This is a genomic window from Acinetobacter sp. WCHAc010034 (assembly GCF_001696615.3).
Lineage (GTDB): Bacteria > Pseudomonadota > Gammaproteobacteria > Pseudomonadales > Moraxellaceae > Acinetobacter.
This window is the reverse complement of record NZ_CP032279.1, coordinates 2146732-2167360: the sequence shown is the minus strand read 5'-3', so window position 1 is coordinate 2167360 and position 20629 is coordinate 2146732. Positions and strand designations below refer to the sequence as shown.

Sequence of the window (20629 nt, the reverse complement as noted above, 5' to 3'; positions counted from 1 at the left end):
AAAAACATCCCAAAGAACGTATTTTTTCAATCGTTATTTCACTATTAAAATAAATATGGGCGCACAAAAATCAGGAAGAATAAAGCCGATTGACCTTTCTGCCCAAAAAGGCGCGCGCTGAAAGCCTGAAAAAATCCGGCCAGCGCCTCTGCGCCAGTGCGCCATGTAGTTAAAAATATGAACTGAAACAAAAGTTTCAGCCTGCAGCAGCCTGCCGAATGCCGGCCGTGGCGCGCCATGCACCGAATCCGGCCCGGAAAAATTGATGACCCTTGCGTCACGGCTTGATACAACTTGTTATGTTCTTTTTAGATATAGTTATCGTAAGATTGGCGAGGCATAGATGTACGCAGGAATGACGTACTCGCTTCACAACATCAACTTAGAAGTCCTCCAAAATAAAGGAGATCAGGCATGATCCACGCTGGCAATGCCATTACCGTCCAAATGCTTTCGGACGGAATTGCAGAATTCCGCTTTGACTTACAAGGTGAGTCGGTCAACAAATTTAACCGTGCAACGATTGAAGATTTTAAAGCTGCAATTGACGCTGTTAAAGCAAACGCTGACATCAAAGGCTTAATCGTTACTTCGGCTAAATCTACATTTATCGTTGGCGCAGATATTACTGAATTTGGCGCAAACTTCGCTCAAGGCGAACAAGCGATTGTGGATTGGGCATTGCCTGTTCACGGCATCTTCAACGCGTTTGAAGATTTAGAGATTCCTAAAGTTGCAGCGATCAATGGCATGGCATTGGGCGGCGGCTTTGAAATGTGCCTCGTGTGTGACTATCGTGTGATGTCAGAAGCGGCTCAAGTCGGTCTTCCTGAAATCAAACTGGGCATCTTCCCTGGTTTCGGCGGTACGGTTCGTTTAAGCCGTCTAATTGGTATCGACAATGCAGTTGAATGGATGGCAATGGCTAATCCTAAAAAACCAGCTGCTGCACTGAAAGACGGTGCGGTTGATGCGGTTGTTGCTGCTGATAAACTGCAAGACGCTGCAATTGACTTGGTTAAACAAGCCCTTGCTGGCCGTGTAGACTGGAAAGCAAAACGTCAGGAAAAACTTGACCAAGTTAAATTGAACCCAATCGAACAAATGATGGCGTTCAACTCGGCGAAAGGTGCAGTACTTGCAAAAGCAAATCCTGCTCAATACCCTGCGCCTAAACTTCTTCTTGACTCATTACAAGCCGGTGCAAGCCTTCCACGTAATGAAGCACTACAAGCTGAAGCAGCTGGTTTTGCAAAAGCAGCGATTACACCACAAGCAGGTGCGTTAATTGGTCTATTCATCAATGACCAAGTGGTGAAGAAAACTTCGAAGAAATATGAAAAAGGTGCGCACCCTGTAAACCAAGCGGCTGTATTAGGCGCGGGTATCATGGGTGGCGGTATTGCTTACCAAGCGGCAAGCAAAGGCACACCAATCATCATGAAAGACATTGGTAATCCACAACTTGCTTTGGGTATGAAAGAAGCAAATGGCTTACTGACCAAACAAGTTGAACGTAAGAAGATGAAACCTGCTCAAATGGGTGAAACTCTTGCGCGCATCCGTCCTACTTTAAGCTATGACGAGTTTAAAGAAGTGGACATCGTGATTGAAGCGGTGACTGAAAATCCAAAAGTAAAAGGCATTGTACTTGCTGAAACTGAGAAGAATGTTCGTGACAACACGATCATTGCTTCAAATACTTCAACAATTTCAATCACACGTTTGGCTGAAAACCTGCAGCGTCCTGAAAACTTTGTCGGTATGCACTTCTTTAACCCAGTACACATGATGCCATTGGTAGAAGTGATTCGTGGTGAAAAGACTTCTGCTGAAGCGATTGCGACCACTGTAGTTCTTGCTCAGAAAATGGGTAAAACACCAATCGTTGTGAATGACTGCCCAGGTTTCCTTGTAAACCGCGTATTGTTCCCTTACTTCGGTGCATTTGACCTTCTATTGAAAGACGGTGCTGACTTCCAACAAGTCGACAAAGTCATGGAAAAATTCGGCTGGCCTATGGGTCCTGCTTACTTGATCGACGTGGTGGGTATCGACACGGGCGTTCACGGTGCAGAAGTCATGGCTGAAGGTTTCCCTGACCGCATGAAGCCAGACTTCAAAGGTTCAATCGAAATCATGTACGAAAACAAACGTTTGGGTCAAAAGAACGACGTTGGTTTCTACAAATACGAACTTGACCGTAAAGGCAAAAAAGCCAAAGTGGTTGATCCAACTGCGTATGAGCTTGTTGCTACTGTGGCAACTGCTGAAAAACGCGAGTTTGATGCTCAAGAAATCATTGACCGTATGATGCTGGCTTTCTGTAACGAAACTGTTCGCTGCCTAGAAGACAACATCGTAGCGACTGCTTCTGAAGCAGACATGGCGATGATTATGGGTGTAGGTTTCCCTCCATTCCGTGGTGGTCCATGCCGTTACATCGACCAAACAGGTGTGGCTGAATACGTTGCACTTTGCGACAAATACGCACACTTAGGTAAGGCTTATGAAGCGCCGCAAATGTTGCGTGACATGGCTGCTAACAACAAAAAATTCTACGGTTAAGGAGCAACGTGAATGGCTACTTTAAATCCACGTGACGTTGTCATCGTTGATGGCGTACGTTCAGCAATGGGTAAAACCAAAAACGGTATGTTCCGCAATGTGCGTGCTGACAGCTTATCGGCTGAATTGGTTCGTGCTTTAGTTGCTCGTAACCAGTTTGACACCAATGAAGTTGAAGACCTGATCTGGGGCTGTGTGAACCAGACTCTAGAGCAAGGGATGAACATTGCTCGCAACATTGGCCTATTGGCTGATCTTCCAAAAACTGTGGCAGGTCAAACGGTTAACCGTCTTTGTGGTTCATCTATGCAAGCGCTTCACACCGCTGCTGCACAGATTGCAACCAACCAAGGTGATATCTTCATCATCGGCGGTGTAGAGCACATGGGTCACGTAGGGATGATGCACGGCATCGACCTAAACCCAGAAGCGTCTAAACACTATGCAAAAGCGTCTAACATGATGGGCTTAACCGCTGAAATGTTAGGCCGCATGAACGGCATTACCCGTGAAGAACAAGATGCGTTCGGTGTTGAGTCTCACCGCCGCGCTTGGGCTGCAACGCAAGAAGGCCGTTTCAAAAATGAAATCGTGGGTGTTGAAGGTCATGATGCCAATGGCTTCAAAATCCTGTGCGACATCGACGAAGTGATTCGTCCAGATGCAAACCTTGAAGCATTCAAAGGTTTACGTCCTGTATTTGACCCGAAAGGCGGCACAGTAACAGCAGCAACCTCTTCAGCTTTGTCTGATGGTGCATCTGCAATGCTGCTTATGTCTGCTGAACGTGCTCAAGCTTTAGGCCTTAAGCCGCGTGCTGTGATCCGCTCTATGGCGGTTGCAGGCTGTGACGCTGCGATCATGGGTTATGGTCCTGTACCTGCAACTCAAAAAGCGCTTAAACGTGCTGGCTTAACGATGGCAGATATCCAAACCATCGAGTTAAACGAAGCGTTTGCTGCTCAAGGCTTATCAGTCATGAAAGGCTTAGGCGTGTATGAGAAGCAAGACATCATTAACTTAAATGGCGGCGCGATTGCACTAGGTCACCCATTGGGTTGTTCTGGTGCACGTATTACAACCACGTTGTTAAACGTGATGGAACAACAAGATACGCAAATTGGTCTTGCGACCATGTGTATCGGTCTTGGTCAAGGTATCGCGACGATTATCGAACGTGTTTAATGATTAAGCACTGAGATAGATAAAAATCCCTGCTTTGGCGGGGATTTTTTATTAGCTGGCGGCTGCATAATATTTTATTACAAATTCAAACGGCAAAACGCTTTGCCGGAAATAGGCGCCATAGCAAACTACGATCCGATTTCTACAGAACAATAAGGTTTCATCATGTTTAAAAGTATGGCGGCGGATCTGATGGGCACTAGCGACATCGGAAAAATTATTGAGCCTAAGGATTATGACAAGACGGATATTGATGACTATATTTTTCATGAAGACAATGAAAAAATCTTCTTTCTGATTAAAGCGAAAACCGACGAATACTGCTTTACCAATACTGCATTCATTCATCTTGACGGTACAAGCGCGGTCAGCAAAAAGCGCACCTTATACCGCTATCCGTACAAGCACAGCCAGATCAGCCAAGTGGTTCTGGAAACTGCAGGCACGGTAGACCGCGATGTTGAGCTTAAATTTAAATTAGGCAACCTGAGCTATTCAATTGATATTGAGAAAAGCCAGATTGATAAAGTCCGCGATGTGTACAAGGCCTTATTCGGCATTGGCGAAGCATGCAAGGAGATTGAGCGCCAGTCAGCGGCCTTGATGCAGACACAGCAGGCGGTGAACAATATGTTTTCCCTGCGCGAGCTGCCTGAGCAGGCTTTGCTGAACCTGCCTGACATTATTTGCCAAACCACGCTGCAGGTTGAAGCCAATTTGACCGCGCGCCGCAAGCAAATTGAGAACTATGATTTTTCTGAAATTTTTGAACGCTATATCAAGCAATAGAAAGGTTCATCAGCAAAAAAGCTCAGGCGTTAATGATAAACAAGACATCATTCACTTAAATGGTAGCGCGATTGCACTGGGTCACCCATTGGGCTGTTCTGGTGCGCGTATTACCACGACGTTGTTAAACGTGATGGAGCAGCAAGATACGCAAATCGGTCTTGCGACCATGTGTATCGGCCTTGGTCAAGGTATCGCAACGATTATCGAACGTGTTTAATTAAACACTAAGATATAAAAAAATCCTCGCTTTATGCGAGGATTTTTTATATTATTTTCAATAGGCTATCTGTGAATAGATTCATGGATTGTGTTTCGCAATCTGATTTCTAAGGGTCAGGTAATGAGCTAAAATTTATTATCTTCTTAGATTTTTTCTTAATAGAAATTTTTTATACTTATTTGAGGCTTTCTTCTTTTCTTGGAGATTGCTTAGGTTATACGCCATAAGAGTTTTCACAGATAGCTTATTAATATGTCTTCAAATTTACAACTATTAAAACAATGCCAAAATAGACAGGATTTAGCTAACTTACTAATTCTTGATTATAAATTACTCTGTTTCACACTATACTCTCAGCCAATTCATAACAATTATAAGAAGGCAATTATATATAAAAAGAATGGTTCCCCTAGAGAAATTTTAGCACCAAATAAACAATTAAAATTTATACAGCAAAAATTAGCTTTGTTATTAAATGATATATTTGATGAAATAAACTTTCGAAAAACTCAGCTTTGTTATAGTTACCGAAAAGATTCCGACCAAAAATATGGTTTTCATGAAAATGCAAAATTACATACAAAATCAAAATTAGTCATCAATATAGATTTAGAAGATTTCTTTACAAACATAACATTTAGTCGAATTGTAGGTTTTTTTCATAAGAACAAAAACTTAAAAATAAATTATGATATTTGTATTGCTATCGCTCAGATCGCTTGTTATAGAGATCCTAATACAAATGATAGCTATCTTCCACAAGGTAGTCCTTGTTCACCTATAATATCAAACTTTTTAGGTACTATCTTAGATGAACGTTTATTCAAACTTTCCAAAAGAAAAAAATTTATTTACTCAAGATATTCTGACGATCTAACTTTTTCGTTTACTACAAATTCAATTCCACAAGATATTGCTCAAAAAAATGGAAATATCTGGACTCTAAATAAAACTCTTATAAACACTATAAATTCATGTCAATTTAAAATAAACAAAGATAAAATTATAATTAGAGATCAATACCAAAGGCAACAAGTTACTGGCTTAACAGTTAATAAAAAGGCAAACATTAATAAAAACTATTATAAATACACAAGAGCAATGATAGATAAATATTGTAAATCAGGGTTATATGAAAGATCTGCCTATCATTCCTTGGGTATGGCTTTGTTGCACAAAGATTTGAAATACAAAGCCCCCTAATTGAGCCAAATTTAAGGCGTAACTTGGGTAAGTGGTCGACCTAATTCCGTAAATCTGTTGAGGACTGCTACACGTGCATGAATTTCATTGACTTGGCTATCAAATTTTCTTGCACTGAGTTTATCCCCCAATAATTTGATGCAATGCATCTTAGTTTCGACCAAACTTCGGCAATGATAGCCGGACCATTTTTTCCATAATGTCCTGCCTAAACGTTTAACTGTTCGAAGTAATTCATTTCGCGCTAGCGAGCTGATCTTTGTATCTTTCCATGGTTTCGCATTTTTTCTAGGTGGAATCACCGCATGCGCTTGCCGATCTGCAATGACCTGACGGCATTGCTTGGTGTCATAAGCTCCATCGGTATAAACAGAGTCAATCTGCTCATCTTGTGGAATCTGATCGAGTAAATCACCAAGCACTTGTGAATCACTCACATTATTTGTAGTGAGTTGAATGGCGCGTATTTGAAGGGTTTCAGCATCTATACCAATATGAAGTTTACGCCATTGGCGACGATATTCAGGTCCATGTTTCTTCCTTTTCCATTCACCTTCACCTAAAAACTTTAGACCGGTAGAGTCTACCAGCAAGTTAAGCCCACCACTGCTTTTTTGATAATTAATCGCAATATCAATATGTTTTTGTCTTCTGCAAAGCGTACTGTAATCTGGTGCGGTCCAATTTAATCCACAAAGTTTAATCAGACTTTGCACAAAGCCAGTGACCATACGTAAAGATAGACGGAATAAGGATTTAATCATTAAGCAGCATTGGATAGCTGCGTCGGAGTAGGTTTGATTTCGCCCTTGTTTGCCTTTTGATGGAGCATACCATTGCGTAGCAGGATCAAACCAAATGGCAATATTTCCGCGACTCATGAGTGCTCGGTTATATGCGGGCCAATTGGTTGTGCGATAGATTTTGTGTATAGGCTTCTTCATTTGAAAATTATATCGCTGAAAAAGCCTTTACAGATAGGTTTGTGCAACAAAGCCCTTGGGTATTGATTTTAGTGAAAAATCATTAATTGGAATAGCGAATCATATTAAAAATATTAAGCAACTTGACTATTCCCACACTAACGCAATTGATAAAGATTTAGAACCATTACAAATTTACAAAAATTTAAAAGGTTTTAGTAAATCATACATAGAGCTATTATTTCACATTCATTTTGTACATCACTCCAAAATTAAAATTATCTGTGAGGGAAAAACCGACCCACAACACATTTACAACTACTTAAGAAATACGACACTATTTAAAAAAGATAATTTTGAATTAATTAGCTTTGAAAAACATTTAAAATCATTTTCCCAACCTTTGAAAATTTCAGGAGGTACTGGTGATTTATGTCATTTTATTAAAATTTATTTAGAAATATATAAGTCAGTAGATATCCCAAGATATCCAACAATTATTTTTGTGGACAATGATCCAGCTGGAAACAATGTTTTTAATTGTGCAAATAAAAATTCCAAAGATTACAAAGAGAAAAAATTATTAAAAAATACTATAAGAACTGCACATGTGTATAAAAACCTGTATTTGGTTCAGCTCATAGGGCATTACCCTGGAATTGAATATCTTTATTCATCACATCTACTCGATGAAAAAATTGATGGAAAGATCTTCAACATTTCAAATGATGGGATAGAATCTAAAAGTGAGTACGGAAAATTTATTTTCTTTCACAGAATTATTAAACCATTAGGCAACAAAATATATTTAGGTAAATTTAGATATCTTTGTTTTAGCTTCTATCAAATAGCTAAAAATTTAAAAAAATAACTAACCTAGTCATACAATTATAAAACCCGCTGCGCCAACAAGGTCGCAAAATGCTGTTTAATCCGCTTTCCTTCTGCATCCACCCGATGCAGCTCCCCGACATCTTCATTGTATTTCACAATGTTCCAGCCCTCGTACAGCGCGCTTAGCTCTCCTGTTTTAAAAGCAAATGGAAAGTCAGGCTGCGCAGGAATATCATCGGTATCCATCGCACAGACAATCAAGTTAAACCCATTTACATTTGTGGCTTGCTGCATCTGCGCAATCAAAGGCTTCACCGTTGGGGCTTCTAAAAACATCATCACGACCGTACAGCAAATAAAGTCGTATGTGCCTGTAATGCTTGGGTCAGCATTGAGGTCACGCTGCTGCAGATGAATCTTTTCAATGCCTTCGGCATCTATAATCTGCTGCAGCTTTTGCAAACTGTTTGCGTTGACATCCCAAGCATCGACCTCAAAACCCTGCTGATTTAAATACAGTGCATTACGCCCCTGCCCGCAGCCGACATCTAAAGCCCGGCCGCCTTGCAAATACGGCGCAGCAGCCAAGATTTCCGAGTGCGTAGGTGAAAGCTGATATTTCTTATAAAAATAATCCTGCGGGGTGCAGTAAAATTGCAGCTGGCATTCTATGTCATCGCTGGCCGAAACAATCTTGTGCCATGCTTGAGGCTGAATAAACGGTGGCTGCTGCTCAAGGCTAAAGATATGCTCAGATTTTAGGTCGCCCGATTCTTCCAGCATGGCAAAATGCAGCTCCCCTTGATAAATCTTTAGCTTAGCCCAAGTGCCCGCTTTGGTATTGTGCTGATTTTTAAACCCTTGCGGAATGCTCTGCGCTGTCCACACTGGAAGTTCTTTATAACAAATCAAGTCTTGCATCAGCCTATTTCCCACCATGCTGCGGCGTATCCGCCAGTCCATACTTTTTTATCAAGCGCTTTTATGATCATAGCCAGTTCACGCTCAAATGAACATCCATTCATTCAATCTCTTGGAATAGCAGATACGGGGAAAGCGCTATGCATAAAAGCCGCTTTTTCATCTTTTTTAAACTTTCAGGTTTTGACGCCTTTTTGCACATTTTAATGCTAGTCTTGAAGACAATAAAAATTCAGTTTGCCTAAATTTCAAATCATTCGGAGTTAATCGATGTTTGCATCACCTTTAAAAACAATCATCTGCTTAGGGATCATGGGGACACTATTCACAGGCTGCGCCACCAAAACCCTGATGACCAAAGACAATAAAACCTATACCCGCACCAGCCAGGTCACTTTGATTGAAGATCAGGTGGTCGCCTTTGGCAAGCCGGCGCAAGCCTTGGCGAATTTGCCCAAAGACAGCCTGGTCATTGCTGGCCAGCAGAAAAGCTATGTATTGACTCAAGGCGGCGCTCAATTTGTCACCCTGATCGGCAAGCTGGACCCGAAAAACATTCAAGTCACCAAACGCCTGAGCTTCTATTCGGAAAAAAATGACGGCCACTTCACCGGCACGCTTCCCCTGTCCTACGTGAAGCTCAAAGAAGACATCAGCAAGAAAGACCTTGAATTCTTTATCGAAAACGGCGCGAAGGAATGCTCAAGCTCCAGCGATGAACGCATGCTGGCGCAGCGCTTCTGCTTTGAAGTGCCGCTTGCCGGCGTGGTTTACCCTGCGGCCAGCAACCTGACCTCATTGAAGGCCTTAAGCAAGCCTTATCAAGTCAGCATTTACACCCATCAGGAAGAAAGCTATAAGTCCAAATCCGGCATGAACCCTTTGGAAAAGCTGGTGCTGCTGCCGTTTGCGGTCGCCATTGATGTGGTGAGCCTGCCTTTCCAGGCTGCCGATAAAATTTTTGACTGATGCCCTTTGGCATCCAATGCCTGAATATTTCCCCGCGGCATGCGGGGATTTTTATGCCTGCCCATCCATCCCGCATGCAGCTGCGCGGGCAGAACACCTAGGAAAAAGCGCAAAGAAGCCAATGTAACACCCCGCAACATCCTGTTATCACTCTGTAATTTTGGTGGAATATTCACACAATATCAGTTCAATAAACCGCCGCCGCCAAAAATACGCTGCCAATAAAGACTAAAATAAAACAGCAATTCCCTCTCTTTATCAACATATTAGGATTTTATCCATGAACGCTCTGAAAACAGCTTTATCCATTGCTTTAGTTGCCGGCTCCGCTTCCGCTATGGCGGCTGAACAGGCAGCGCCTGCGGTTAAAGCGCAAGCTGTAAAAGCGCAGGCCAAACTGGTAAAAGCTGATGCGGTAAAAACGGCTGAAGCAGCCAAAGGCCAAACGGCCGCTGCTGCCAAAACCGCTGCGGCTCAAACTGCAGAAGCTAAAGACGCAGCTGCCGCTCAAGCTTCGGAAGCTGTGGATGCTGCCGCTGCAAAAACTGAGGCTGCAGTGGATGCGGCTGCTGAAAAAACTGAAGTAGCAATGGACGCTGCGGCTGAAAATGCAGAAACGCTAAAAGACGCAGCCGCTGAAAAAGCGCAAGCGGCTGAAGCTGAAGTGAAAGCTGAGAAAAAATCCTTCTTCTCCTGGTTCAAGAAAAAAGCCGCTTAATGCCGGCTAAGCGCCATAAAAAAGATGCCTTTCCCGGCATCTTTTTTTGCATCTGCAGCCGGCTCAGCAGGCATACTGATGCAGCAGTTCATGCTGCAGCCACGCCATATATTTTTCCCGGTCCATGAAATCCGGCGCGCTGCCGGTATCCAGGCTGTAAAAATGCTGATTGAACTCAATTACAATCTGCTCGGTATAGTGCCAGTCTTCAATCAGGCGGAAATACGAACTGAAGAAAAACCGGTTTTTGCCCCAATTGCTCAGGCTTTCCAGTTTCGGGTAATGCTTATTTTCTAAAAATTCCGCATATACGCGTTGAATATCATCTATGACATGAACTGCTTTCATAACTTCACCTGCTCAATTGAAGCGGATATTTGCCCAGCAGCTCCACTCTAAAAGGCAATTTTGAAAGCTTGATGACAGTCCCGGCCTTTCCGCGCTTTTACAGCTTTTCTGCAATCTCCTGCCGGTTCTGCACAGCCACCCGCTTCATCTGCTTATTCAGCGCCAGAATTTCCTGATACAGCGCATTGAACTGCTTCAGCGGCTCATCTTCATAGAACATGAACAGCTTGCCGCGCTTTTCCCAGCGGTTATTTTTCAGCACGGCAAAGATGGCATCAGCCTTGCTCAGGCTCTGCTTTTCCAGCTCAAACAGCGCATGCGCTTCATCGCTGCGCTGGCTGTCCCTGAGGCTTTGCGCCAGCTGCTGGCGGTAGCGGCTTTTAATCGGCAGGCTTTCCGCCCGCTTCAGGCTGTTCCGCTCCAGCTCCGCGGTTTTCATGTCATAGGCATCGGTCACCGCGTGCACATGCTCCAGCATCTGCTGCGTGGCTTGATAGTTCTGCTTTTTATCGGCAGCCAGGCGCTCAATATCCAGAAAGCGGTCCCAGTCCAGCGCTTTCAGCTCGCGGATATACTGATTGCGCGCCTCCGCGCTCTGGATCATCTGGCTCAGCACAAAATCCGCCATCACCTGATAGTCGCCCTGCAGGCGCGGGTCGGCGGTATCCACTTTAATCGGCCGCGAAGGGTCTTTGGCCTGCTGAAAAATCTGCTCAGTTTTTTCCAGCAGAACCGCCTGATAGGCCTGCAGCTGGCCCAGTTCCTGCTGCTGCGCACGGTACTGGTAAAACATCGCGCCGAAAATAACCGCAGTAGCGGCGGCTAAAATAATAAAGATACGCGGCATACAACGCTCCGAATCCTGTTTCTTACAGTTTAGCTTCAAAACAGCTTAATGATGAATATTTGTACAGCACATATAGAGGCGGAATTTTTAAATTCAAAGCATTGCCGGACTTTGAATTCATTTTTAAATTTTAAAAATTTCAGATCAAAAACTTTTGAATTCAAAATGCGCCTGCGCGGATTCTGCGGATAACTCCGGCACGTTCAGGCCATAAAAAAACCCATGAGCCGGCCATGAGTTTTTTGAATTTAAAGCTGTGCGCAGCTTACTGGCGCGGCGGAACAGCCGGCAAGGCGCGGTCAATGCTGCCGATATTAATCTGCTCCCGGCTGATCTGCACATTCACCGCATTGCGGTCTATGCCGAACGGCTGCAGCATGATATACAGGCCGTTGCGCGGGTCTGAAGACTGCAGGCCATTGGCGATATTCAAGACATGCTGCTGCAGCGAAGGCGGCAGGCTGGACAGGTTCGGCGCCGGCTCCATCGGCAGGATATCCAGATTGGCCACCACTTCAGGGTCGACAATAAAGGACTGCGCGTCATTTTCAATCTGCATTACGCGGTGCTGCAGGGCTTTGCGCCGCGCGGTTTCCTGCTGATAAGGAACTGCGCCGGTTTCCCGGCGCAATTCCGGTTCCGCCATAACCGTCAGCGCAGGCAGGCGCACGGCCTCCTGCTGCTCCTGCGCGAAAGCGGGAATGGAGGCTGCGCAGGCAAGCGCGGCGGCCGCATAGGCAAGCTGTTTAGGGAGATTCATTTTATTGTACTCAATGGTCAAATACTGAAAGATGAACGCATCTTTGCAACTGCCTTAATTGTACAATAAACCGCCGCAGGCTCAGTTTTTGTCAGATAAACGGCGCAGCGCCCCCGAAGCAGGCTGGCCCTGCATCCGGCGCATTTTCCATCACAGCTTTCCAATCCTGAGCAGCACAGGAAAACGGACTGAATGCTGCGCTGCGCGCTCCTGCGCAAAAAAACCGGCCAAGGCTGCAAGCGGATTCTGCCCGCCCTGCTGCGCATAATGCCTGAGGCCCGACCAGGTATTGAAATAGTTCAGCAGCTGCCCGCCTGTCCAGCGGTACTGCAGCTGCAGCGCGGGCGCAGCCTGTTCCTGAAAAGGGAATGGAATTGTCCGGTACAGCTCATCCACATAGCGGCGCTCTGCATCCCAGCAGCCTTTGAGCGTTTCAAAATACAGCTGCCGGATCAGCCGGTTCAAGTCAGGATTTTCCGCTTCAATCAGGCCATAGCCAACGACCGCCAGGCATCCATCCGGCTTCAGCACACGGCGCGCTTCGGCATAGAAAGTATCGAAATCAAACCAGTGAATGGCCTGTGCCACCGTCACCAAATCGGCGCTTTGAGCGGGAAGCCCGGACTGTTCTGCCGGCGCAGCGCGGCAGGTGACATTCTCCAGCTGCGGCGCCTGCGCCAATTGAGAAGCGCTGATGTCGATGGCCAGCACCTGCTGAAAATGCGGCGCCAGCCATTGGGTGAATTGCCCGGAACCGGCGCCGCATTCCCATGCCAGCTCACGCGCCGGCGCATGCTTTAAAATTTCTTCAATAATGGCGGCCGAATAGCCGGGGCGCGCCTGCCGGTACAGCGCGCTATGCTCAGAAAACAGGTCTTTCATACAGCGTATGCATCCTTCATGCCGGGAAGCTTTCAGCATAACTGAAAGCTGCGCTGCTCAGGCATGGCATTCCGCGCACGGCACGGTTTTTTTAGCTGCAGGCTGGCGCGCAGCTTCAGGCTGCCAGATGCCTGAAAGGCAGGAAAAGCAAAGCACAGGCGAAAAAAAGCCCCAAACACTGTTTGAGGCTTTTTTGAATATGGTGGCGAGACCCAGGATCGAACTGGGGACACACGGATTTTCAATCCGTTGCTCTACCTACTGAGCTATCACGCCGATGCGGTGTATTAAGCCGTATCCGGCTGCATTAGTCAATCAAAATCCTGAATATTTTTACTGAACGGATATTTTTTATGCAAAAAAAATCCCTGATGGGATCAGGGATTGAAACTTGAAATAAGTTTTGAATATGGTGGCGAGACCCAGGATCGAACTGGGGACACACGGATTTTCAATCCGTTGCTCTACCTACTGAGCTATCACGCCGATGTCGCGTATTAAACAGTTTAAGCGGCATGGCGTCAAGCGCCGGATTTTGCTTTTTGCGCCAATTGCTTATTTTTACAGCAAATCAGCGCAGATTTCCCGGTTCTTTGCTGAAAATGCAGCGCCGGGCTTAGATTTTATCCAGATGCGCAAGGCAGCGGTGAATCGCGCCGCAGCCCGGCTCAAAATTTTTCACGCCTTTTTCCTCTTCAATCCGCGTCACCTCGCTCACCAGCCGCTCCGCCACCCCGCGCCCGCGGTTGGCCGGATGCACCACAATATATTCCAAAGTTTTGCTTTCGCCCTGGCCGGTGCACCAGATCGCGCCAATCAGCCGGGTATTAAATTCTGCGGTATAAACTGAGGTATACTGGGCTAAGTTTTGCTCTAATTGCTCAATGGCATCCGCACCGTCGCTGAATTCCGGGCTGGTATCATACAGCCGCTCAAGCTGGCCGCGCACTTCATCATTTTCTAAAGAAGTATAGGCATGTACGGTGATAGGCATTGATAAACCCTCCTGAGCAATCTAATATGCGGTGACTTTTCGTCACAGCGAAAAAATTTTACATCAATCATTTTGACGTATTTGAGGAACGTGTCTATGACCGATCGTATCAGTGAAGTGGTAAGAAACACCAACGAAACCAAAATCCGCGTTCGCGTGAATCTTGATGGTTCTGGTCAAGGCACTTTAAACACTGGTGTTCCATTTTTAGATCATATGATTGATCAAATCAAGCGGCACGGCTTATTTGATATTGATATTCACTGTGACGGCGACCTCGAAATTGATGACCATCATACCGTGGAAGACTGCGGCATTACCCTGGGGCAGGCTTTTGCGCAGGCGCTGGGCGATAAAAAAGGCTTAAAGCGCTATGGCCATTTCTATGCGCCATTGGATGAATCTTTAAGCCGCGTGGTGGTGGATCTGTCCGGCCGCCCGGGCCTGTGGATGGACATTCCATTTACCCGCTCGCTGATCGGCACTTTTGATGTAGACCTGTTCTCTGAATTTTTCCAGGGCTTTGTCAACCACGCGCTGATGACGCTGCACATTGACAATCTAAAGGGCAAAAACAGCCATCACCAGATTGAAAGCGTATTTAAGGCATTTGCCCGCGCGCTGCGCATGGCCTGCGAAGTTGACCCGCGCGCCGAAGGCAAAGTGGCTTCAACCAAAGGAACACTGTAATGACCCGTATTGCCCTGCTTGACTATGGCATGGGGAATCTGCACTCGGCTGCCAAGGCTTTAGAGCATGTCGGCGCCGCTGTAGATGTCACCAATGATCCAAAACTGATTGCGCAGGCGGACAAAATTGTCTTTCCCGGCGTAGGCGCAATGCGCGACTGCATGCAGGGCATGCATGAGGCGGGCATTGATGAGGTGGTGCGCAAGGCTGCATTCAACAAGCCGGTTTTGGCGATCTGCGTCGGCATGCAGGCCCTGATGCAGCGCTCTGAAGAAAATGGCGGCACCGATGCGCTGGGCATTTTCAAAGGCTCAGTCAAGCGCTTTGCCGACATGGGCGGCCTGAAAGTGCCGCACATGGGCTGGAATCAGGTGCATCAGGCTGACCCGAGCCATCCGATGTGGAGAAACATTGAGCAGGATGCGCGCTTCTACTTCGTGCACAGCTACTATGTAGAACCGGAAGACGCCAGCATTGTGGCAGCCACCTGCGACTACGGCCTGCAGTTCTGCACAGCGCTGCATCAGGAAAACCTGTTTGCAACCCAGTTCCATCCGGAAAAAAGCCACACCGCCGGCCTGCAGCTGCTGAAAAACTTTGTGGAATGGGATATCTGATTCCGCCATTTCCGCTGCCAAAAAGCCCGCGCCCTGCGGGCTTTCTTATGCATGCAGCAATCCTGCTTTAATCTGCAGCGGAAACCGATTATTATTCAGTTTCGAACAATTATTAAACACCCAATCTAAAAACAACAGGAACATAATAATGAACAGCTATGCAAATGACTCAGGCCTGAACGCCGCCGGACGCTTCGGACGCTTTTCCTACCTTGCGTGGAACTGCCTGCTGGCAATCGTCATGCTTCTCTTTATCGCCGTGATTGCCGTGATTTTCCCTTCGCTCCTGCAAGGCGCAGCCGACGGCTTGCCGGCCTTAGCGATGATTATTTTCGGCATTCTGTATCTGGCCGTGCTTTATTTCACCTTTATTTTCACCATCCGCCGCCTGCATGACCGCAATCACAGCGGCTGGCTGTCGCTGCTGCTGCTGGTGCCGCTGGCCAATATCGGCATTGCGCTGTACCTGCTGTTCGCGCCCGGCGATGCGCAAAGCAATGCCTACGGCGCGCCGCGCGCAACTGCGGGCTGGGAAAGCGTGCTGGCATGGATTTACATTGCGCTGATGGCGCTGACCATCATCGGCGGCATCGCAGCCGGTGTTATGAGCTGATTCCGCTTTAAGACAGCAGGATAAAACCCGCCTGATGCCAATGCCAGTCAGTTAATAAATTGACTGGCATTTTCTTTTTAAGTTCCAGCGCTTCTTAAATATAATTAATATATTTTAAAAACAATTACATAGCTTATGGTTTTAGCAAAAAATCAGACAATTTATGTACTCTTAAATTTCAGCGCCTGCACTGCCTCACTTTTGCTTTAAAAGTTTAAACGCCTTTGCGCAGGCGGGGCCCTCCTTTGGAAAGACCCAAAGGAGGCAAAAGTCTTTCGTTGCCCATACACGGCATCCTGAGCCAGTTTTAAGCACTGCTTTAAAATGCAGCGCAAGGATGGGCAACATGCGGCATCCATGCCGCACGCGCGTATCCAAAGTTTGTTTTACTCAAATATGCGACCAACAATAGCTCCAAATACCGGATTTAAAAACAGCAAGACTCCGCCCTGAATAGTCCCAATTTAAGGAATTTATAGTGAAACCCCCTAACTGATCAGCATTACGCCCCATGCGGGCTTTTCTTATTCCATCAAGATTCTTTCTTTAATCTTTGATCAAAACTGATTATGATTCGGCTTATTCTTAAGCATACTAACTAAAAAATACGGGGAAGATTATAATGAACAGCTCTGCGAATAATTCGGCTTTAAGCGCCGCCGGACGCTTCAGCCGCCTGTCTTATCTCGGCTGGAATGGCCTCTTGCTGATTGCAGTGATGCTGCTGGGCTTCCTCTGCGCCCTGCTGCTGCAGGCGGTTTCCCCAGGCGAAACCAAAAGCCTCTCCATGCCCGCCCTGATTATTTTGGGCGCGGCGTACGCCGCCATGCTGTACTTCACCTTTATTTTCACCATCCGCCGCCTGCATGACCGCAACCACAGCGGCTGGCTGTCGCTGCTGATGCTGGTGCCCTTTGCCAACGCCATTCTGGCGCTGTATTTGATTTTCGCCAAAGGCGATGCGCATGCAAACCAGTTTGGCCCGCCGAGAGCCGCCCAGACATGGGAAAAAGTCTTAGGCTGGATTTACGTGCTGATTTTCCCAATCGGGATTACGGCGGCGATTGCGATACCGGCCTATCACGACTATGCGCAGCGCGCGCAGCAGGCGCAGGCTGAACTGCAGCAGCCGGCGGAATAAGCCCAAGCCTTTAAAGCCCGCGCCCTGCGGGCTTTATTTTGCCTTTCCGGCTAAAACGCGCTAGTCTGCAAAAAAATGCGCACTTTTTATCTGCAATGAATCACTCCAACCTTCATCATGTTTTGCCCGCCAAAGAGCACATTCAGGCCTTGCCGCTGTTTCAAAGCCTGCCTGCCGAAAAAATATACTTGATTCAAACCCTTGAACACTGCCGCCGGATTGAGCCGGAGCTGAAAAGCGCAGCCCTGCTGGGTTTTGATTCCGAGTCCAAGCCGACCTTCAGTAAAGGCGAGGCCGCCACCGGCCCGCATTTAATCCAGCTCGCCACGCAGGACTGCGCCTATCTGTTTCAGGTCAGCCCGGAAATTCTGGAATTTTTAAAGCCGGTTTTCGCCAGCCGCCAGCAGATTAAAGCCGGATTTGGCCTGAAAAATGACGCGCATCTGTTCCGCAAAAAAGGCCTGGAGCTGAACAGCGCCGTTGAGCTGTCAAAATGCTTTAAAGCCTTTGGCCTGGACAATCCTGTGGGCCTGAAAAACGCCATGGCGCTGCTGTTCCGGGTGAATTTTCCGAAAAGCAAAAGCGTCAGCACCTCGAACTGGTCAAAAAAGCATTTAAGCCCGCAGCAGATCGCCTACGCGGCTGCCGACGCCTATGCGCCGGTGCTGGTGTTTGAAGAGCTGCGCCGGCTGGGCCTGCTGCCGCAGGAAATTCTGAACAGCGCCCGGAACTTGCGCGGGCTGCCAAGTCAAACAAAACCCGCATCAGATGCTTAGAAATTTGCCAATATTTTGCTAAGATGGCTGCCAATCAATTCACTTTAAGATTAAGCAAGGAGCGAAAGCATGCTGATCATCCCTGCAATTGACCTGAAAGACGGCAAATGCGTGCGCCTGAAACAAGGCCGTATGGAAGACGATACCGTATTTTCTGACGATCCGGCGGCGACCGCGCAGCATTGGGTGAATGAAGGCGCGCGCCGCTTGCATTTAGTGGATTTGAACGGCGCTTTCGCAGGCACGCCTATTCATAAGCCGGTGGTCGAAGCGATTGCCAAAGCGCAGCCTGAGCTGCCGATTCAGATTGGCGGCGGCATCCGCTCGCTGGAAACCATTGAGCATTATTTAGATGCCGGCGTGTCCTTTGTCATCATTGGCACCAAAGCGGTAAAAGAGCCTGAATTTGTTGAAGAAGCCTGCAAAAAATTCGCCGGGCGCATCATTGTCGGCATTGACGCCATCAACGGCATGGTCGCCACAGACGGCTGGGCCAATGTCACTGAGGTGAAAGCGGTCGATCTGGCCAAGCGCTTTGCCGATGCCGGCGTGTCCAGCATTGTGTATACCGACATCGCCCGCGACGGCATGATGCAGGGCGTCAACATTGAGCAGACGGTCAATCTTGCGCAGTATTCCGGCCTGCCGGTGATTGCATCCGGCGGCGTGACCAATATGGATGACATCCGCCAGCTGAAAGGCCAGCCGGGCATTTTAGGCGCGATTACCGGCCGCGCGATTTATGAAGGCACACTGAATCTGCGCGAAGCGCAGCTGCTGCTGGATGATCAGGCGCTGTAAGCCACAGATATAACAGGAAAAAGAGGCCCATTGGCCTCTTTTTTTATGAAGAAGCTGGCTGCAGTGGCGCCCCTTGGCGCGCAACAAGCTGGTCTAAATCCAGAATTTCGTCAGCAAGCTGCATGCAGCCCTGCGCATGGGTAATGAAAATCACTGAATCAACCTGCTGCTGAATCAGTCGAAGCACGCGGCTGGCGGTTTCCGCATCTAAAGCTGCCGTAGGCTCATCCAGAATCAGGACTTTGGGCTGCGCCAGCAGCGCCCAGAGAATGCCGATGCGCTGCTTTTCGCCGCCTGAAAACTTCTTGTATAAATCGCCCAAATCATCATCAAGCCCGATCTGGTTTTTGTCTAAAAGCGCCGATAAATTAAACCGCCGCAGCCAGGCCAGCAGTTCAGCATCCTCATATTGATGAGCGCTGCTGTAGACTAAATTTTCCCGCAGCGTGCCAGCAAACACCACCGGATGCTGCCCGACAAAACTCACCTCTTTAAAAATATCGCGGGCGAACTGCCTGGAAATATCCGCCGACTTATAATGCAGCTGCCCCGATTCCAGCTGGCAGATCCCCATCAGGTAATGCAACAGCGTAGTTTTGCCCCGCCCGGTCTACCCGACAACCGCATAGGTTTTCTGCGGCAGGAAGCGGTAATTGAAATTCCGGATTTTCACTTTGCCCAGCTGCAGTTCGGCATTGCTGAACTGATATAGAAACGGCCGCGGCTGAATCTTTTCCTCTGAATAATGATCCCGCTCCAAATCAAAATAATCCCGGTAGCTTGCCAAGGCGACGATATTGCCGTTTACCCGCATTAAGCTCTGCGACACCATCAGAAATGGCGTGGTCAATTGAATGATGTAGCTGCTGATCAGCACAAAATCGCCGGAACTGATCTGCAGGCGCTGCGACATATAGGCGGTGTACAGCATGAAGCATAAGAGGAAGCAGAAAATAAACGCGATCTGCGCCATCATCAGCAGGCCGATCTTCAAATGGCTTCTTTTCGTCACGCCGGCGTAGTCTGCCAGCTGCCGCTCCAGCCGCTGCAGCTCATAGGCGCCGGCATGCTTGATTTTAATTTCGTAGCTGTTCAGCAGCTTTTCCAGCACCGAATCATCAATTTTATTATGCCCCTGATACAGCTGGCTGAAATAGATCCCGCTCTTTCTGCTGACATAAAAAGAAATCAGGAAAATCAGCACGGCGGCGCTGACAAAGAACAAGCCGAACCATGCATTGATGTTTTTAAAGAGCACGATAAAAATGAACAGCAGCTGCAGCACCAGCGGCCCAAGCAGCAGGAACAGGCTGTAGTTGATTTCAAAAAACGCCGAACAGCCGCGCTGCAGATCCGCCTTCAGCGACGCGGCCTGAACCGCATCCTGCTGCTGCTTTTTCAGCCCCAGAAAGTTTTCTATGCCCGAATGCAGCAGGGCGGTTTCAAAGTTGACCGACAAAACCGCGCTGAATACATTCTGCAGCCATATGAGCAGCTGCGACATCAGCCATGCGCAGGCATAAGCGATCACCAGCAGGTACAGATGCTCCAGGCTGAAAACGGCTGGCAGCGCTGACGCGCGGGATTGCTCGACCTGATCGATGATCAGCTTCATTAAATAAGGAAATAAGGTTGCAAAAGCAGCAGTCAAAACCACCAGCAAAAACATGATCATAAAATGCAGTTTTTGATTTTTATAACGCTCTGCCGAACGCCGCCAGATAAAAATATAGTTCTTCACCGCTTCAAGATGGCCGATCAGTTTCATTATCCGCACTGCACTGTTTGGTAATTTGCCCCTACTGTACGTATTCTGACCGGCGCTGT

The 20629-nt window shown here is 47.3% G+C and carries 22 protein-coding genes, 2 tRNA genes and 1 pseudogene; 14 read left to right on the top strand and 11 right to left on the bottom strand.

From position 1 onward, the window contains the following. Nucleotides 1–414: 414 nt before the first annotated feature. The 5 genes and pseudogenes from fadB to BEN74_RS11940 all read left to right on the top strand — a co-directional run bounded on the left by fadB (nucleotide 415) and on the right by BEN74_RS11940 (nucleotide 5968). Entirely contained in the window at nucleotides 415–2568 is a 2154-nt protein-coding gene (gene fadB / locus BEN74_RS11960) for a fatty acid oxidation complex subunit alpha FadB (protein WP_119285045.1), read from the top strand. A gap of 12 nt (nucleotides 2569–2580) precedes the next feature. After that, complete coding sequence (gene fadA, locus BEN74_RS11955; RefSeq protein WP_119285043.1) at nucleotides 2581–3753, top strand: acetyl-CoA C-acyltransferase FadA; 1173 nt, start codon at nucleotides 2581–2583, stop codon at nucleotides 3751–3753. 165 nt (nucleotides 3754–3918) lie between these two features. Further along, nucleotides 3919–4542, top strand: a complete 624-nt coding sequence (locus tag BEN74_RS11950; protein ID WP_068913044.1) for a PH domain-containing protein — start codon at nucleotides 3919–3921, stop codon at nucleotides 4540–4542. 16 nt (nucleotides 4543–4558) lie between these two features. Continuing rightward, nucleotides 4559–4762, top strand: a pseudogene (gene fadA / locus BEN74_RS11945) (acetyl-CoA C-acyltransferase); the annotation flags it as partial. A 255-nt stretch (nucleotides 4763–5017) separates the two neighbouring features. After that, on the top strand, nucleotides 5018–5968 hold the full coding sequence (locus BEN74_RS11940) for a reverse transcriptase domain-containing protein (protein ID WP_068913040.1): 951 nt from the start codon (nucleotides 5018–5020) through the stop codon (nucleotides 5966–5968). 11 nt (nucleotides 5969–5979) lie between these two features. On the opposite strand, the gene BEN74_RS11935 is transcribed toward BEN74_RS11940, so the two are convergent. Further along, a complete protein-coding gene (locus BEN74_RS11935; RefSeq protein WP_068907481.1) occupies nucleotides 5980–6912 on the bottom strand; it encodes an IS5 family transposase in 933 nt (310 codons plus the stop codon). A 55-nt stretch (nucleotides 6913–6967) separates the two neighbouring features. On the opposite strand from BEN74_RS11935, the gene BEN74_RS11930 reads away from it, so the two are divergent. After that, a complete protein-coding gene (locus tag BEN74_RS11930) occupies nucleotides 6968–7762 on the top strand; it encodes a hypothetical protein (RefSeq protein ID WP_068910604.1) in 795 nt (264 codons plus the stop codon). Nucleotides 7763–7779: 17 nt separating this feature from the next. Here BEN74_RS11930 and tehB read toward each other — a convergent pair whose 3' ends face one another. Further along, nucleotides 7780–8646 carry an SAM-dependent methyltransferase TehB gene (tehB, locus tag BEN74_RS11925; RefSeq protein WP_068910603.1) on the bottom strand — a complete coding sequence of 289 codons (867 nt, stop codon included), beginning with the start codon at nucleotides 8644–8646 and terminating at the stop codon, nucleotides 7780–7782. 270 nt (nucleotides 8647–8916) lie between these two features. Here tehB and BEN74_RS11920 point away from each other — a divergent pair, with 270 nt between their 5' ends. Then, the gene (locus BEN74_RS11920) at nucleotides 8917–9615 is read left to right on the top strand and encodes a hypothetical protein (RefSeq protein ID WP_068910602.1); all 699 of its coding nucleotides are present in this window, start codon (nucleotides 8917–8919) and stop codon (nucleotides 9613–9615) included. 280 nt (nucleotides 9616–9895) lie between these two features. After that, nucleotides 9896–10333 carry a hypothetical protein gene (locus BEN74_RS11915; protein ID WP_068910601.1) on the top strand — a complete coding sequence of 146 codons (438 nt, stop codon included), beginning with the start codon at nucleotides 9896–9898 and terminating at the stop codon, nucleotides 10331–10333. A 63-nt stretch (nucleotides 10334–10396) separates the two neighbouring features. Here the strand turns inward: BEN74_RS11915 and BEN74_RS11910 are convergent, their stop codons facing one another. The 7 genes from BEN74_RS11910 to BEN74_RS11880 all read right to left on the bottom strand — a co-directional run bounded on the left by BEN74_RS11910 (nucleotide 10397) and on the right by BEN74_RS11880 (nucleotide 14164). Then, complete coding sequence (locus BEN74_RS11910) at nucleotides 10397–10681, bottom strand: hypothetical protein (RefSeq protein WP_068910600.1); 285 nt, start codon at nucleotides 10679–10681, stop codon at nucleotides 10397–10399. 97 nt (nucleotides 10682–10778) lie between these two features. Beyond that, nucleotides 10779–11528 carry a hypothetical protein gene (locus BEN74_RS11905; protein ID WP_068910599.1) on the bottom strand — a complete coding sequence of 250 codons (750 nt, stop codon included), beginning with the start codon at nucleotides 11526–11528 and terminating at the stop codon, nucleotides 10779–10781. A 265-nt stretch (nucleotides 11529–11793) separates the two neighbouring features. Beyond that, nucleotides 11794–12288: a hypothetical protein gene (locus BEN74_RS11900; RefSeq protein ID WP_068910605.1), complete on the bottom strand. Its 495-nt coding sequence runs from the start codon at nucleotides 12286–12288 to the stop codon at nucleotides 11794–11796. A gap of 150 nt (nucleotides 12289–12438) precedes the next feature. After that, nucleotides 12439–13170 carry a class I SAM-dependent methyltransferase gene (locus tag BEN74_RS11895; RefSeq protein WP_068910598.1) on the bottom strand — a complete coding sequence of 244 codons (732 nt, stop codon included), beginning with the start codon at nucleotides 13168–13170 and terminating at the stop codon, nucleotides 12439–12441. 200 nt (nucleotides 13171–13370) lie between these two features. Then, nucleotides 13371–13446, bottom strand: a tRNA-Phe gene (locus BEN74_RS11890). Nucleotides 13447–13580: 134 nt separating this feature from the next. Continuing rightward, nucleotides 13581–13656 (bottom strand) — tRNA-Phe (locus BEN74_RS11885). Nucleotides 13657–13786: 130 nt separating this feature from the next. Beyond that, on the bottom strand, nucleotides 13787–14164 hold the full coding sequence (locus tag BEN74_RS11880; RefSeq protein ID WP_068910597.1) for an acetyl-CoA sensor PanZ family protein: 378 nt from the start codon (nucleotides 14162–14164) through the stop codon (nucleotides 13787–13789). 96 nt (nucleotides 14165–14260) lie between these two features. Between BEN74_RS11880 and hisB the strand changes: the two genes are divergently transcribed. From hisB to hisA, 6 genes are all read left to right on the top strand, one after another. Then, nucleotides 14261–14854, top strand: a complete 594-nt coding sequence (gene hisB / locus BEN74_RS11875; protein ID WP_068910596.1) for an imidazoleglycerol-phosphate dehydratase HisB — start codon at nucleotides 14261–14263, stop codon at nucleotides 14852–14854. Further along, complete coding sequence (gene hisH, locus BEN74_RS11870) at nucleotides 14854–15471, top strand: imidazole glycerol phosphate synthase subunit HisH (RefSeq protein ID WP_068910595.1); 618 nt, start codon at nucleotides 14854–14856, stop codon at nucleotides 15469–15471. Before hisB ends, hisH begins: the two co-directional genes overlap by 1 nt. Before the next feature lie 148 nt (nucleotides 15472–15619). After that, the gene (locus tag BEN74_RS11865; RefSeq protein ID WP_068910594.1) at nucleotides 15620–16084 is read left to right on the top strand and encodes a DUF805 domain-containing protein; all 465 of its coding nucleotides are present in this window, start codon (nucleotides 15620–15622) and stop codon (nucleotides 16082–16084) included. 622 nt (nucleotides 16085–16706) lie between these two features. Continuing rightward, entirely contained in the window at nucleotides 16707–17225 is a 519-nt protein-coding gene (locus BEN74_RS11860) for a DUF805 domain-containing protein (protein WP_068910593.1), read from the top strand. A 95-nt stretch (nucleotides 17226–17320) separates the two neighbouring features. Beyond that, nucleotides 17321–18001 carry a 3'-5' exonuclease gene (locus tag BEN74_RS11855; RefSeq protein WP_068910592.1) on the top strand — a complete coding sequence of 227 codons (681 nt, stop codon included), beginning with the start codon at nucleotides 17321–17323 and terminating at the stop codon, nucleotides 17999–18001. A gap of 69 nt (nucleotides 18002–18070) precedes the next feature. Continuing rightward, a complete protein-coding gene (hisA, locus tag BEN74_RS11850) occupies nucleotides 18071–18802 on the top strand; it encodes a 1-(5-phosphoribosyl)-5-[(5-phosphoribosylamino)methylideneamino]imidazole-4-carboxamide isomerase (protein ID WP_068910591.1) in 732 nt (243 codons plus the stop codon). A 43-nt stretch (nucleotides 18803–18845) separates the two neighbouring features. Here the strand turns inward: hisA and BEN74_RS19705 are convergent, their stop codons facing one another. Both BEN74_RS19705 and BEN74_RS11845 read right to left on the bottom strand, forming a co-directional pair. Beyond that, complete coding sequence (locus BEN74_RS19705; protein WP_265936564.1) at nucleotides 18846–19376, bottom strand: ATP-binding cassette domain-containing protein; 531 nt, start codon at nucleotides 19374–19376, stop codon at nucleotides 18846–18848. A 36-nt stretch (nucleotides 19377–19412) separates the two neighbouring features. Beyond that, nucleotides 19413–20570, bottom strand: coding sequence for an ABC transporter transmembrane domain-containing protein (locus BEN74_RS11845; RefSeq protein WP_228200352.1), 1158 nt, complete (start codon nucleotides 20568–20570; stop codon nucleotides 19413–19415). Nucleotides 20571–20629 lie beyond the last annotated feature (59 nt).

Coding starts and splice junctions, on each gene's coding strand:
- fadB (WP_119285045.1), top strand. CDS start 415: ATGATCCACGCTGGCAATGCCATTACCGTCCAAATGCTTTCGGACGGA.
- fadA (WP_119285043.1), top strand. CDS start 2,581: ATGGCTACTTTAAATCCACGTGACGTTGTCATCGTTGATGGCGTACGT.
- BEN74_RS11950 (WP_068913044.1), top strand. CDS start 3,919: ATGTTTAAAAGTATGGCGGCGGATCTGATGGGCACTAGCGACATCGGA.
- BEN74_RS11940 (WP_068913040.1), top strand. CDS start 5,018: ATGTCTTCAAATTTACAACTATTAAAACAATGCCAAAATAGACAGGAT.
- BEN74_RS11935 (WP_068907481.1), bottom strand. CDS start 6,912: ATGAAGAAGCCTATACACAAAATCTATCGCACAACCAATTGGCCCGCA.
- tehB (WP_068910603.1), bottom strand. CDS start 8,646: ATGCAAGACTTGATTTGTTATAAAGAACTTCCAGTGTGGACAGCGCAG.
- BEN74_RS11920 (WP_068910602.1), top strand. CDS start 8,917: ATGTTTGCATCACCTTTAAAAACAATCATCTGCTTAGGGATCATGGGG.
- BEN74_RS11915 (WP_068910601.1), top strand. CDS start 9,896: ATGAACGCTCTGAAAACAGCTTTATCCATTGCTTTAGTTGCCGGCTCC.
- BEN74_RS11910 (WP_068910600.1), bottom strand. CDS start 10,681: ATGAAAGCAGTTCATGTCATAGATGATATTCAACGCGTATATGCGGAA.
- BEN74_RS11905 (WP_068910599.1), bottom strand. CDS start 11,528: ATGCCGCGTATCTTTATTATTTTAGCCGCCGCTACTGCGGTTATTTTC.
- BEN74_RS11900 (WP_068910605.1), bottom strand. CDS start 12,288: ATGAATCTCCCTAAACAGCTTGCCTATGCGGCCGCCGCGCTTGCCTGC.
- BEN74_RS11895 (WP_068910598.1), bottom strand. CDS start 13,170: ATGAAAGACCTGTTTTCTGAGCATAGCGCGCTGTACCGGCAGGCGCGC.
- BEN74_RS11880 (WP_068910597.1), bottom strand. CDS start 14,164: ATGCCTATCACCGTACATGCCTATACTTCTTTAGAAAATGATGAAGTG.
- hisB (WP_068910596.1), top strand. CDS start 14,261: ATGACCGATCGTATCAGTGAAGTGGTAAGAAACACCAACGAAACCAAA.
- hisH (WP_068910595.1), top strand. CDS start 14,854: ATGACCCGTATTGCCCTGCTTGACTATGGCATGGGGAATCTGCACTCG.
- BEN74_RS11865 (WP_068910594.1), top strand. CDS start 15,620: ATGAACAGCTATGCAAATGACTCAGGCCTGAACGCCGCCGGACGCTTC.
- BEN74_RS11860 (WP_068910593.1), top strand. CDS start 16,707: ATGAACAGCTCTGCGAATAATTCGGCTTTAAGCGCCGCCGGACGCTTC.
- BEN74_RS11855 (WP_068910592.1), top strand. CDS start 17,321: ATGAATCACTCCAACCTTCATCATGTTTTGCCCGCCAAAGAGCACATT.
- hisA (WP_068910591.1), top strand. CDS start 18,071: ATGCTGATCATCCCTGCAATTGACCTGAAAGACGGCAAATGCGTGCGC.
- BEN74_RS19705 (WP_265936564.1), bottom strand. CDS start 19,376: ATGGGGATCTGCCAGCTGGAATCGGGGCAGCTGCATTATAAGTCGGCG.
- BEN74_RS11845 (WP_228200352.1), bottom strand. CDS start 20,570: ATGAAACTGATCGGCCATCTTGAAGCGGTGAAGAACTATATTTTTATC.